The sequence below is a fragment of the Streptomyces sp. ITFR-21 genome (genome assembly GCF_031844685.1).
Classification (GTDB): Bacteria; Actinomycetota; Actinomycetes; order Streptomycetales; family Streptomycetaceae; genus Actinacidiphila.
This window is the reverse complement of sequence record NZ_CP134605.1, coordinates 1790171-1803379: the sequence shown is the minus strand read 5'-3', so window position 1 is coordinate 1803379 and position 13209 is coordinate 1790171. Positions and strand designations below refer to the sequence as shown.

The following is a 13209-nucleotide window of genomic DNA, read 5'->3' as shown; positions in this document are numbered from 1 at the left end:
GTTCTCCGGACGATCGCATTCCGTTCCCGGACGAGTCACCGACGAGTCATTTCCGAGTCATCCCTGAGCCACCCACGAGGCGCGAAGAGGTCGACCGCATCACCATGGCGATACGAGGCACCCGGACAGACGCGGCGTCCCCGCCGCTGCCCAAACGCCTGGACTCGCTGACCAGCCTGCGGTTCTTCGCCGCGTTCGCCGTCTTCACCTTCCACTTCACCGGCAACGGCGGCGAGACCGGCTTCGGGCGGGTGCCGGTGATCTTCCCGTACTCGATGATCGGCGGGCAGGGCGTCACCTTCTTCTTCGTGCTCTCCGGCTTCCTGCTGATGTGGGTCTTCAAGCCGCACGAGCACCCCGGGGTCTTCTACTGGCGGCGGGTCGGCCGGATCTGGCCCGCGCACCTGGTCGCCCTGCTGCCGGCCGTCCAGGCGTACTACGTGATGGCGCACCTGACCATCGACTGGCCGAGCCTGATCCTGTCGGTGTTCCTCGTCCAGACCTGGCCGCCGCACGTCTATCCGACGCTGCCGGGCAACGAGGTCACCTGGACGCTCAGCGTCGAGCTGCTCTTCTACCTGCTGTTCCCGCTGCTGGGCCGGCTCGCGCAGCGCTGCCGCACCCGGGTGCTGGTGTCGGCGACGGCGCTGGGCCTGATCGGCATGTGGCTGACCGACTGGCTCGCGGTGCTCAACGCCGCCCCCGCCACGGCGAGCTGGATCATGCGGCTGCCGGTGGTGTACCTGCCGGAGTTCCTGCTCGGCATGACGGTCGCGCTCGCCGTCAGGCGCGGCTGGCGGCTGCCGCTGCGGCCGGTGGTGCCGGTGCTGCTGCTGGCCGGCTACGTCGGGGTCTACTACAAGGGCCGGCCGAACTTCGCGGTCGGGGTGGACCAGCAGCTCGACTACACCCTGCGGCCGGTCATCGCGATCCTGTCGGTGCTGATCATCCTGGCGTTCGTGCAGCGGGAGGTGCGCGGGCGGCGCGGGCTGCTCAACACCAGGCCGCTGGTGCTCCTCGGCGCGTGGTCGTACTGCTTCTACCTGCTCCACCACTCGCTGAGCCGGATCGCCACCTACCTCTGGGGCCGGCTGCCTGACGACAACTGGGCGCTGCTCAGCCTGCTCGCCATGGGCGTCGTCGGGAACGCCCTGGCATGGCTGCTGTTCCGCTACGTGGAGGAGCCCGGCGAGCGCTGGATGCGCCGGCACACGCCGAAGCGGTGGCTGGAGCGGGGCGGGACGCCCGTACCCGGCCAGAGCCGGCCCGCCGGGGCCGGTCCCGGGACAGCCGCCGGGTGCGAGCCCCGGCCCGTCCCGGAGCCCGCCAACCGGTAGCCGGGCGGACCCGGACGAGCGCACAATCCGTCGCCTGCCCCGCCGGGCGGCTGTCCGCGGGACAGCCGCCCGCCCTATAGCCGCCCGCCGCGCAGCCGCACGCTCACAACTGCCCGCCGGGCAGCCGCACGGCCGGACCGGCCGGATGAGCGGACCGGCCGAGCCCCGTCGCGGGATCATCCCGCTGACCCGCTGACCCGCTGACCCGCTGACCCGCTGACCCGCTGACCCGCTGACCCGCTGACCCGCTGACCCGCTGACCCGCTCAGCGCTCCAGGAAGGCGAAGAGCTCCTCCCAGCGGGTGGTGATGGCCTCGGGGGTGTAGCGCTGGACGCTGCGCCGGGCCAGCTCGCCCATCCGGTCCCGCTCGTCGCCGTCGTTCATCAGCCGGACCAGCCGGCGGGCCAGCTCCGAGGTGTTGCCGGGCCGGGCCAGCAGGCCGTCCACGCCGTCGTCGACGATCTCGTGCACGCCCGGCGCGCAGTCGAAGGCCGCGCACGGCAGTCCGCAGGCCATCGCCTCCAGCAGCGCCAGCGGGAAGCCCTCGCCGCGCGAGGACTGGACGAACACCGAGGCGGCCCGCAGCGCGCCCGGTACGTCCGCGGTCTGCCCGGCCCACTCCACCGAGTCGTCCAGGCCCAGCTCCGCGCACTGCCGCCGGAGCGGCTCCGCCAGCTCGCCGGCGCCGTGGATCCGCAGCCGCCAGCCGGGCGCCAGCGGGGCCGCCTCCGCCCAGGCGTCGAGCAGCATGTCGATGCCCTTCTGGTGGCTGAGCCGTCCCACGCTGGCCACCACCTTCTCGGTGCGCGGCGACGGCACCTCCGGCATCATCGGCAGCGGATTGGGCATGAAGCCGACGTTGTTCAGACCGCGGCCCGCCCACAGGTCCGCGTCCTCCTGGGTGAGCAGCACCAGCCGGTCCACGCCCCGGAAGAGCCTCTCCACCCGCTGGAAGCGCGAGGACTGCCGCGAGTACGCGTACGACTCGTGGCTCATCCCGATCACCCGGTGACCCGCGGTGTCCGCGACCGCCACCCATTCCATCGCCCACACCTGGGTGACGATGATCACGGCGCCGGGGCGCGCCGCCCGGAACAGCGCGGAGAGCTTCGCGGCGGCCTGCCGGACGCCCCTGTCGCGGGCCGCCTCCCGGAGCCGGGCCGCCGGGTTGGCCCGGCCCAGCGGCGACTTCGGCCGCCGGCCGGGCGGCCGGACCTCGTAGAGCGTGACGGCGTCGAACGGCGGATGGCCGCCGAGGTCCATCGGCACCTCGGGCGGAGCGACGCCGACGACGGTCACCCGGTGGCCGCGGGCCGCGAACAGCCCCGCCATCTGGGCCTGCCAGCGGGCCACCCCGCCGAGCTCGTTGACCTCGTTGGCGACGAAGAAGATGTCACGCGGCGCGGACGGCCGCACTGCGGGCTCGGTCATCGCCGGGTCCCCCCTGCCGGGCCGAAGAAGCGGTCCGCGATCGCGGCCGCCGCGTCGCCGTGGTCGTACTCGCCGTACCGGGCCACGAAGTCCCGCACCTGGTCGCCGTACTTGGTCCGGACCGCGTCGAGGTCGGCCAGCGTGGTGAAGAGCTCCTCCTGGGTCCGTGCCACCGGACCCGGCGCCTCCTCCAGCAGGTTGAAGTACGTGCCGCGGATGTCGTGCGCGTACTCCTCCCAGTCGTAGGCGTAGAAGACGATCGGGCGCCCCAGCAGCGCGTAGTCGAACATCACCGAGGAATAGTCGGTGACCAGCGCGTCGGCGAGCAGCAGCAGCGGGGTGATGTCGGGTACCGCGGTGACGTCGACGAGCCGGCCGGCGACCGACGGCGGCAGCGTCACCTTGTTGAGGTAGTGCGAGCGCACCAGCAGGGTGAACTCCGCGCCGAACCGGTCGGCGAACGCCTCCACGTCGAAGGGCGGCTCGAAGGCCCGCACCTTGCCGTCGGCCGCCGCCCGGAACGTCGGCGCGTACAGCACCACCGGCAGCCCGTCCCGCAGCCCCAGCCTCTCGGCCAGCTCCCGCGCCTCGGGCGGCCGCCCGACCGCCGTCCGGGCCCGTACCAGGGCGTCGTTGCGCGGATACCCGGTGCGCAGCAGTTTGTCGTCCGGCAGCCGGTAGGCGCGGGCCAGGGTCCGTACGTCGTGCTCGGAGCGGACCACGAAGTGGTCGAACCGGTCCAGCGCCCGCTGGTAGTCCCGCTGGTCGCCCTCGGACATGATCCGGTACTTCGGCTCGTCGAAGCCCATCCGCTTGAGCGCCGAGCCGTGCCAGGTCTGGATATACGTGGTCTCGGGCCGTTTGGACAGCTTGAGCGGGTAGCCCTGGTTGTCGATCCAGAACTCGGCCTGGGCCAGCGCCCGCAGGTACTTCCACGACCACCGCCGGACCAGCTCCGCGTCCCGCGGGTAGTCCGCCGGCGGCTTCTTGCCGTCGTAGGACCAGACGGCGTGCACGGGGGCCTTGCGGCGGCGCAGCTCCTCGTGGATCGCCCGCGGGCTGTCGCTGTACTGCTTGCCGAGGTGGCTCTCGAAGACGACGGTGCCCTTGCGCACCGGCAGCACCCTGACCATCCGCTCGTAGCCCCGGACCTTGGCCGGCCCCGAGTCGAGGCGGCGGCGGGTGGCACGCGCCTTGCGCAGCACCGACTTGGCGGCGCGGCCGGTCGCGCCCTGGAGGTTGCGGTCCAGCAGCGCACGGCCGGTCCTGGCGGCCCTGCCGTGCTGGGCGAGCACGAAGGCCAGGTGGCCGCGGGCGGAGACCTCGGGCCGCAGGCGGTCGGCGGTGGCCCGGGTGAGCAGCGGGCGGACCTCGATCGCGCCGACGTCCTCCAGGTCGGTGTTGCCCGCGGTGATCTTGCCCGTGGTGGTCCGGCCGTCGGCGGTCAGCCGCAGCCGGATGTCCCACACCTCGTCGAGGACGCCCAGCGGGCGGAGCATCCGGCGCAGCGGCACCTCGGCGTGCCAGCTGATGAAGTCGCCTTCGTGGCGCACCGCCGGCACCGGCACCCGGTAGCTGCGCAGGCTCCGGCGGCGGGCCTTGAACTCCAGCTCGGCGGTGAGCCGCGCGGCCGGCGGGACGACGCCCAGCGGGTTGACGACCCGGCCGTCCAGGACCACGCCGGAGGCGTCCTCGTGGTAGCCGGTGAGCTCGTCGCGCAGCGACAGGGAGTCCAGCGCGACGGTGTGGTAGCCCTGCTCGGTGACGTCCAGTATGGCGCGGGCGTGCGGGTCGTCCAGGTGGTCCGCGCACCAGTAGACCCGGCCGTCCCGCTCGACCAGCGGCGACGACACCTTCCTGCGGTTGATCAGGGTGTCGATGGCCGGCATCAGGTTCGGCCAGTCCTCCTGGAGCAGCAGGTAGGCGCAGATCGCGTGGATCGGGTCCAGCGCGTCGAACGCCTGCCGCGGGAAGTCCCGGGTGTAGCCGTTGGCCATCTCGGCGAACCGGTGGCGGTAGCCGTCGTCCAGGAAGGGCAGGTCGCGCAGGTAGAGCACCAGGTCGTGCTTGAGGAACTTGACGTCCTTGTGCAGCCGCAGCGCGTCCAGGCCGCGGCGCTCCAGGATCGCGTCCACCCGGCGGTGGATCTCCAGCCGGTCGGCGAAGTTGTTGATCTCGTGGCGCCGGTTGCTGATGGATTTCGCCTGGGTCTTCTCCACCACGTTCCAGTGGTAGACCGTCTGCGGAATGAGGGTGATCCGGTCGGCCGCCAGATAAGCCTGCGCGGAGAAGAGCAGGTCCTCGTAGTGGATTCCGCGCGGAAAGCTGAGCTGATTTTCCAGCAGGAATTCCCGGCGGTAGCACTTGTTGGTGGAGAGGGTGTCGAAGACGAAGAGGTCGGGCAGCTCCGTGATGCTTTCGATGGTCCGGGTGGAGCGGTACAGCCACGGGTACCAGTCGACGCGCTTGTTGTGGCGGCTGTCCACGTGGACCCGTACGCACTTGCCCGAGACCAGGTCGGCGCCGGTCCGCTCGGCGGCTTCCAGCATGTTGCGGCAGGCGTGCGGATCGAGCACGTCGTCGCTGTCCAGGAACATGACATAGCGGCCGGTGGCGGCCTTGACACCCTGGTTGCGGGGCTCGCCGCAGCCGCCGCTGTTCTCCGCCAGCCGGATGGCCCGGACCCGGCCGGGCTCGTGTGCCTGGAGCTGCCGGGCGACCTCGTAGGAGTCGTCCGTGGAGCAGTCGTCGGCGATGACGACCTCGACATTGCGCAGCGATTGACCGAGAACGGACCGCACGGCCGCCGGCAGCCGCGCGGCGTCGTTGTAGACGATGACGACGACGCTGATGTCCGGTGCGGGGCCGGGCATCCCCTCAGCCGCATTGGTCATTCTTGACACAGCCACCTCTGCTCGGAATTACGTTCTCCGGTGACTCCACAGCCTAACCCACGTGCGTCACCGGCTGTTCAGCGTCTCGTCACGGATCGTTCAAGAGTTCGGCCCTGTGCGGCGGTGCCGGGAGACGGCGGAAGTGGCGTCCGGCGCCTTCTCGGGGGCCGGTCGTGGCGGTGGTCGTGGTGGTGGGCGCGGCGCGGCCGCCCGCCGGGCATGCCGCCGGAACGGGGGACGGCGCTCGACCCGGCGTTCGCCACCGGGGAGCCGCGTCCTCGTCGCCGCCGCGGGGGCGCCCCGCGGACGCGGGCGGGGGGCGCGCAGGGCCGGGCCCCGGGGTACGACGAGGGCCCGCCGGGAGGCCGGCGGGGCCGGGTCCGGCCTCGCGCGCCCCTCAGCGGGCCCGGTTCACCCGTCGGGCGTCAGTCCTGCATCTCCTTGGTGACGTAGGTGCGGAGCCAGGTACGGAAGTCGGGGCCGAGGTCCTCGCGCTCGGCCGCCAACCGGACGATCGCCCGCAGGTAGTCACCCCGGTCACCCGTGTCGTACCGGCGCCCGGTGAACACCACCCCGTGCACCGGACCACCGTCACCACCCCGCTCCGCCAGCACCTCCAACGCATCCGTCAACTGGATCTCCCCACCCCGCCCCGGACCCGTCCTCCGCAACACCCCGAACACCGCCGGATCCAGCACATACCGCCCGATCACCGCGAAAAGCGACGGAGCCGACCCCGCATCCGGCTTCTCCACCAACCCCGTCACCCGCACCACATCCCCCTCACCCGTCGGCACTATCGCCGCCGCCCCGTACAAATGGATCTGACCCGGATCCACCTCCGTCAACGCCACCACACTGCCCCCGTACCGCCCCTGCACCGCGATCATCCGCGCCAACAACGGATCCCGCGGATCGATCAGGTCATCCCCCAACAACACCGCGAACGGCCGATCCCCCACATGCGGCTCCGCACACAACACCGCATGCCCCAACCCCCGCGGCGCCCCCTGCCGCACATAGTGCACCGTCGCCAGATCACTCGACTCCCGCACCCGCGCCAACCGCGACGCATCCCCCTTACGCGTCAACGCCTCCTCCAACTCGTAGTTCCGGTCGAAGTGATCCTCCAACGGACGCTTGTTCCGCCCCGTGATCATCAGCACGTCCGACAACCCCGCCGCCACCGCCTCCTCCACCACATACTGGATCGCCGGCTTGTCCACCACCGGCAACATCTCCTTCGGCGTCGCCTTCGTCGCCGGCAGAAACCGGGTCCCCAGACCCGCCGCAGGAATAACAGCCTTGGTGACCGGGTGGGGAGGTGTCGGCATGGGAATCCTTGTGGGACGTCGGGACGCGGGGGTGCGGCAGCTGATGCGCTGCCGGTGGACGCTACCTCGCGCCCGCACACGTGGGCGAATCATCCCCCCGCGGGTCGCGGCGCCCGTACTGTGGACGGCTCGGCACCGGCCGCCCGCACTCGCGTAGATTGCCCGGTGTGACAACTGCGGTGCGGCAGGACGTGGTGGAGGCCCGCAGGGTCGTGGTCAAGATCGGCTCGTCGTCGCTGACGACCGCGGCCGGGGGACTGGACGCGGACCGGGTGGACGCCCTGGTGGACGTCCTGGCCAGGGCCCGCGAGCAGCGGGAGGTCGTCCTGGTGTCCTCCGGCGCCATCGCCGCCGGGCTCGCCCCGCTGGGCCTGTCCGGCCGGCCCCGCGACCTGGCCCGGCAGCAGGCCGCCGCCAGCGTCGGCCAGGGCCTGCTGGTCGCCCGCTACACCGCCTCCTTCGCCCGCTACGGCATCCGCGTCGGCCAGGTGTTGCTCACCTCCGACGACGTGGCCCGCCGGGCCCACTACCGCAACGCCTACCGCACCCTGGACCAGCTGCTGTCCATGGGCGCGCTGCCGGTCGTCAACGAGAACGACACGGTGGCCACCGACGAGATCCGCTTCGGGGACAACGACCGGCTCGCGGCCCTGGTCGCCCATCTCGTCCACGCCGACCTGCTGGTGCTGCTCTCCGACGTGGACGCCCTCTACGACGGCGACCCCCGTACACCCGGCACCAGTCGGATCGCCGAGGTCACCGGGCCCGCCGACCTCGAAGGGGTCTCCATCGGCAGCGCGGGCAGGGCCGGCGTCGGCACCGGCGGCATGGTCACCAAGGTCGAGGCCGCCGCCATCGCGACCGGCGCCGGCGTACCGGTGGTGCTCACCTCCGCGGTGCGCGCCGCCGACGCGCTGGCCGGCCGGCCCGTCGGCACGTACTTCCACCGCACCGGCAAGCGCTCCGCCGACCGGCTGCTGTGGCTGGCGCACGCCTCCACCCCGCGCGGCGCGCTGCGGCTCGACCCAGGGGCGGTACGGGCGGTCACCGAGCGGGGCGGCTCGCTGCTGCCGGCCGGACTGACCGCCGTCGAGGGCGAGTTCGTCGCGGGCGACCCGGTGGACCTGCTGGACGAGGCGGGCCGGGCGGTCGCCCGCGGGCTGGTCAACTTCGACGCCCGCGAACTGCCCCGGCTGCTCGGCCGGTCCACCCGGGAGCTGGCCCGGGAGCTCGGCCCGGCGTACGAGCGGGAGGTCGTGCACCGCGACGATCTGGTGCTGCTGCGCCCCTGACCGGTCCTGCCGCCTCCCTGACCTGCTTCTTCTGCCAAACGGCCGCGCGCTGCGCCCGAGCCTGCTCAACTTGAGGCAGACCTGATGCCCAGGGACCGTCCGCACCGGCTCGCGGACGGCGCCAGGGAACGTCACCCACAGGGAGGCCGCCGGTGAAGCGAGGGCGCCCAGGGCCGTCGGCCAGGGGGTCCGCGGAGCGTGCGCTGGTCAGCGTCGACAGCGCTCCGGCCGACAGCGATGTCGGCCGGATCCGTGAGACCGGTGAGAGCGGAGCGCAGACCAGGCCGGAGGAGCAGCAGAACTCCCGGCTGTGGCACATCACCCTCAACGTCTCCGGACCGCAGACGCCGCTCCCCGAGGTCAGACGCGGCCTCGAACAGCTCGCCCACGACCACCCCTTCCTGCTGACGAGCCGCTACGCCACCGACCACGCGGAGATCCGCTACTGGGAGGAGGCCCGCGACCTGCACGACGCGGCGGCGATCGCGCTGCGGCTGTGGGGCGAGCACCGGGCCACCGCCGGGCTGCCGCCCTGGGAGACGGTGGGCCTGGCGGTCATCGACCGGGCGACCTACCACCAGCGGCTCGCGGAGGGCTACGGGCCGCCGCCCGCGGTGCCGGTCGGCGTGCACCCTTTCTGACCGCCGGTCCGCCCGCCCGTTTCCCGCGTCCGCCCGCGCCGCGCCCGCCCCTGCCCGCGCACGGCCTTCCCCGTATCCCCTCCGGCCGGCCCGCGCCGGAGCCCCGCCCCCGGTCGGCCTGTTCGGCAGCCGTTCCGGCCGCACCGGATTCACTCGGTAGGCTGCACCCATGACGCTGCCTTCGCCGCTGCCCAAGTCGCCCGTGCTGCTCGCGGCCTACCGGGCCCGCGCCGCCGCCGCGGACCTCGCGCCGCTGCCCAGGACGCCGAAGGACGACGCCCTGCTGGCCATCGCGGACGCCCTCGTCGTGCGCACCCAGGAGGTGCTCGCGGCCAACGCCGAGGACGTGGCCAGGGCCCGCGAGGCCGGCACCCGCGAGTCGGTCGTCGACCGGCTGACCCTGACCCGGGAGCGGATCGCCGCGATCGCCGCCGACGTACGGCACGTGGCCTCGCTGCCCGACCCGGTCGGCGAGGTGCTGCGCGGCTCGACCCTCCCCAACGGCCTCGACCTGCGGCAGGTGCGGGTGCCGCTGGGCGTGGTCGGCATCATCTACGAGGCGCGCCCCAACGTGACCGTCGACGCCGCCGCGCTGTGCCTGAAGTCGGGCAACGCGGTGCTGCTGCGCGGCTCGTCCTCCGCCTACGCCTCGAACACCGCGCTGATCACCGTGCTGCGCGACGCGGTGGGCGGCGCCGGGCTGCCCGCCGACGCCGTCCAGCTCGTCCCCGGCGAGAGCCGCGAGTCGGTCACCGAGCTGATGCGGGCCCGCGGCATGGTGGACGTACTGATCCCGCGCGGCGGCGCCGCCCTGATCCGTACCGTCGTCGAGGGCTCCACCGTCCCGGTGATCGAGACCGGCACCGGGAACTGCCACGTGTACGTGGACGCCGACGCCGACATCGACACGGCCGTGGACATCCTGGTCAACTCCAAGGCCCAGCGGCCCAGCGTCTGCAACTCCGCCGAGACCCTGCTGGTCCACCGGGCCATCGCCGACCGCTTCCTGCCCCGAGCGCTGGACGCGCTCGCCGACGCCGGCGTCACCGTGCACGGCGACCCCCGGGTCCTGGCGCTCGCCGAGTCCTCCGGCAGCAAGGCCACCGTCGCACCCGTCACCGCCGAGGACTGGGAGACCGAGTACCTGTCGTACGACATCGCGGCCGGTGTGGTGGACTCCCTGGACGCCGCCGTCGAGCACATCAGGCTGTGGTCGTCCGGCCACACCGAGGCCATCGTGACCACCTCGCAGTCCGCCGCCCGCCGGTTCACCCAGCTGGTCGACGCCGCCGCCGTGATGGTGAACGCCTCCACCCGCTTCACCGACGGCGGCCAGTTCGGCTTCGGCGCCGAGATCGGCATCTCCACCCAGAAGCTGCACGCCCGCGGGCCGATGGGACTGCCCGAGCTGACCTCCACCAAGTTCATCGTCACCGGCGACGGTCACATCCGCTGACCCCGGTCCCACCCGTATCCGCCCGTACCTCCACCGCACCCGGACGGCTCACAGCCGGTCCACAGCCGGGGCCGATTCCCCTGCCCAAAGGGCCTGCCCGCGCATTACCCTGAACAGATGCCGGACGATGACGAGTTCGCCTCCCTAGTCCTCGACGAAGCTTTCGTACGGTCCGCACTGTTCCACGAGCCCACGGCCCGGGAACGGATGCCCGCCGTCGCCGAAGGCCCCGCGCTGCCGCAGCCGGGGTCCGGTCGGCACAGAAGGGAGCCGGCCGCCGTCCCCGAACTGGACGACGACCTGGCTCCGGTCTCCGACGAGCTGTACGCGGCCGGGCATCCGTACCGCGGCGGCAACACCCGCTGGCACCGCCCGGTCGCCTGGGCGCTGGCGGTGGTGATGGGCATAGGCGTCGTCGCCCTCACCTTCGCCGCCGTCTACCGGGGCGCGGGCGGCACCCGGCAGCCCACCGCGCCGCCGCCGTCCAGCGGCCCGGTCGGTACCCAGCGGATGCAGCCCGTCCTCACCACCCCCCTGCCCTGAGCCGTGTCGACATGACCGGTCCCGGGAGGTTTCCTCACCCGTGCACGGACTTAACCTGGTGATATGAGCGGGTCCGCAGACCCTCCCCAGGGCACGCCCGAGGGCGCCCCGGGGGGCGGCGACGACGAGTACCGGTCCGTCGTCTTCGACGAATCGTTCGTCCGGGCTGCCCGTATCCAGGAGTTCTCCGCCCAGGAGCGGCTGGCCGGGGCGCCCCGGGCGGTCCGGATCCGCCATGTGCTGCCGCGCGGCCTGGCCCGGCAGGCGGTGGCGCTGATGCTGCTGATCGTGCTGGCCTTCGGCTTCGCGATCTACATGGGCGTGCGCCACCCGTACCGGGCCGCGGCCCCCGGCGCCGGCGCGCGGCTGCAGGTGACCGTGATCCCGCTGGTGCCGGCCGGTCCGGTCCCCGCGGTGCCGGCCGACGCGCCCTTCACCGGCGCCGCCGCCGCGCACTACCCGGTCGGCGTCGAGGGCCTGAACCCGCCGCCGGCCCACCGCGTCGGCGACTTCGACCGGAGCGAGGTCCGGCAGGCGTACGACACCGCGCGCGAGTACCTGTTCGACTCCGGGGTGGACCGGCAGACGGTGACCGGCGGCGACGTCCGCAAGGTCCGCGACCTGCTCGACCCCGGGCAGCTGGACCAGTTCGACTCCAGCCTGACCAGCCCGGCCGCCGACGGCCGGCACGAGGCCACCGGCTGGCTGGTGCGCTTCGACCCGGCCGCGCGGGTGACCCTGGTGGGCGACATCCGGGTGCAGGGCACCCTGGACGCCGGCGAGACCAGCGACGACCAGCTGGAGATCAGCGCCGACCACACCTTCGTGTACGCGCTGCGCGGCCCCGGCTCGGCCGAGGGCGCCGCCTCGCTGTTCACCGTCCGCCGCCAGCTGCGCTTCCGCTTCGACCACCGGGACCTGCGCGACCACCACATCGAGGTCGTCGAGGCCGACGTGGCGGCCGGGCCGCTGCCGTGCGCCCATCCGGTGCAGGGCTTCCGGCCGATACTGGCCGGGGACACCGCGCCCGGCCCGGTGGCCGACTCCGACCCCTACGACCACGACCGGCCGGTGGGCGCGGTGTGCGCCCCGCTCAGCCCTCCGGCCGAGGGTCCCCCGACGACGGTCCGCTAGCCGGTCCTTCGGCCGGTTTCTCCGCCGGGCCGGCCGCGGCGCCCGCCCCGGTGAACCGGTCGCGCAGCCTGCCGCCGAGGCCGCCGGCGCCGTTGGACAGGTCGCGTATCAGACCTATCAGCGGGTCCTTGCTCTGCTTCACCGTGTCGGCGTAGTGCTGGGCCGACTCCTTCAGGGTCTCGCCGACCGAGGCGTCCTTGTCCTCGCTGCGCCGCGGGTAGTGGCCGTCCATCAGCCGCTGGTAGTCCCGGGAGGCGGCCCACCGGCGCAGCTCCGCGGCGCGGACGGTGGTGAAGGGGTGGCTGCGCGGCAGCACGTTCAGGATCTTGAGCACCGAGTCCCGCAGATCGCCGGCCGCCTCGTACTCGTCGGCCTGCCGGAGGAACGCGTCCACGTTCATTTCGTGGATGTGGTTGCCGCCGGCCAGCTTCATCAGGCCGCGCATCGAGGCCCGCACGTCCTGGCCGACCAGCAGCCCGGCCCGGTCGGCGGACAGCTCCGACGTGCGGAACCACTCGCGCAGCGCGGTGACCAGCGCCAGCACCGCCAGATTGCCCAGCGGGATCCACGCCACCCGCAGCGCCAGGTTGGTCAGGAACAGCAGGATCGTGCGGTACGCCGAGTGGCCGGACAGCGCGTGCCCCACCTCGTGGCCGATGACCGCGCGCATCTCCTCCTCGTCCAGCAGCTCCACCAGGCCGGTGGTGAGCACGATGATCGGCTCGTCCATGCCGATGCACATCGCGTTCGGCTGCGGGTTCTGGCTGACGTAGAGCAGCGGGGGCCTGTCCAGGTCCAGGATGGCGCAGGCGTCGCGCAGCATCGCGTTGAGATGCGCGAACTGCTCGTCGCCCACCCGGACCGAGTCCGACAGGAACAGCAGCCGCAGGCTCCGCTCCGGCAGCAGCCCGCTCAGCGCCTTGAAGACGGTGTCGAAGCCGCTCAGCTTGCGGAGAGCGACCAGCGCGGACCGGTCGGCCGGGTGCTCGTAGGCCCGTGAGGAGATGTCGGGGAAACGGCGGCGGTTGCGGCCCGGCAGCAGCTTCTCGGTGCTGACCCGGTCGTCCCGCGGCGCCCCGTCCGGCCCCTCCCGGGGTTCGCTCGGTCCCTGCGGTCCCTGCGCTTCGGACATACTGGCCCAACCCC

10 protein-coding genes are annotated in these 13209 nt (G+C 72.9%); 6 read left to right on the top strand and 4 right to left on the bottom strand.

The features are described 5' to 3' along the window. Positions 1-104 precede the first annotated feature (104 nt). Positions 105-1337: an acyltransferase family protein gene (locus RLT57_RS08015; protein ID WP_311296669.1), complete on the top strand. Its 1233-nt coding sequence runs from the start codon at positions 105-107 to the stop codon at positions 1335-1337. Between the two features lie 265 nt (positions 1338-1602). On the opposite strand, the gene RLT57_RS08010 is transcribed toward RLT57_RS08015, so the two are convergent. The 3 genes from RLT57_RS08010 to RLT57_RS08000 form a co-directional block, all read right to left on the bottom strand. After that, complete coding sequence (locus RLT57_RS08010; protein ID WP_311296668.1) at positions 1603-2769, bottom strand: glycosyltransferase; 1167 nt, start codon at positions 2767-2769, stop codon at positions 1603-1605. Beyond that, positions 2766-5663, bottom strand: coding sequence for a bifunctional glycosyltransferase/CDP-glycerol:glycerophosphate glycerophosphotransferase (locus RLT57_RS08005; protein ID WP_311296667.1), 2898 nt, complete (start codon positions 5661-5663; stop codon positions 2766-2768). Before RLT57_RS08005 ends, RLT57_RS08010 begins: the two co-directional genes overlap by 4 nt. Before the next feature lie 425 nt (positions 5664-6088). Further along, a complete protein-coding gene (locus RLT57_RS08000) occupies positions 6089-6997 on the bottom strand; it encodes a UTP--glucose-1-phosphate uridylyltransferase (RefSeq protein ID WP_311296666.1) in 909 nt (302 codons plus the stop codon). 191 nt (positions 6998-7188) lie between these two features. Between RLT57_RS08000 and proB the strand changes: the two genes are divergently transcribed. From proB to RLT57_RS07975, 5 genes are all read left to right on the top strand, one after another. Then, positions 7189-8289, top strand: a complete 1101-nt coding sequence (gene proB, locus RLT57_RS07995) for a glutamate 5-kinase (protein ID WP_311300626.1) — start codon at positions 7189-7191, stop codon at positions 8287-8289. 152 nt (positions 8290-8441) lie between these two features. Continuing rightward, positions 8442-8930: a hypothetical protein gene (locus RLT57_RS07990; RefSeq protein WP_311296665.1), complete on the top strand. Its 489-nt coding sequence runs from the start codon at positions 8442-8444 to the stop codon at positions 8928-8930. Between the two features lie 169 nt (positions 8931-9099). Further along, complete coding sequence (locus RLT57_RS07985; protein WP_311296664.1) at positions 9100-10386, top strand: glutamate-5-semialdehyde dehydrogenase; 1287 nt, start codon at positions 9100-9102, stop codon at positions 10384-10386. Positions 10387-10503: 117 nt separating this feature from the next. Continuing rightward, a complete protein-coding gene (locus RLT57_RS07980) occupies positions 10504-10929 on the top strand; it encodes a hypothetical protein (RefSeq protein WP_311296663.1) in 426 nt (141 codons plus the stop codon). 63 nt (positions 10930-10992) lie between these two features. Continuing rightward, entirely contained in the window at positions 10993-12063 is a 1071-nt protein-coding gene (locus tag RLT57_RS07975) for a hypothetical protein (protein ID WP_311296662.1), read from the top strand. Here the strand turns inward: RLT57_RS07975 and RLT57_RS07970 are convergent. Beyond that, complete coding sequence (locus RLT57_RS07970) at positions 12023-13195, bottom strand: M48 family metallopeptidase (protein WP_311296661.1); 1173 nt, start codon at positions 13193-13195, stop codon at positions 12023-12025. The genes RLT57_RS07975 and RLT57_RS07970 overlap by 41 nt on opposite strands. Positions 13196-13209: the final 14 nt, after the last annotated feature.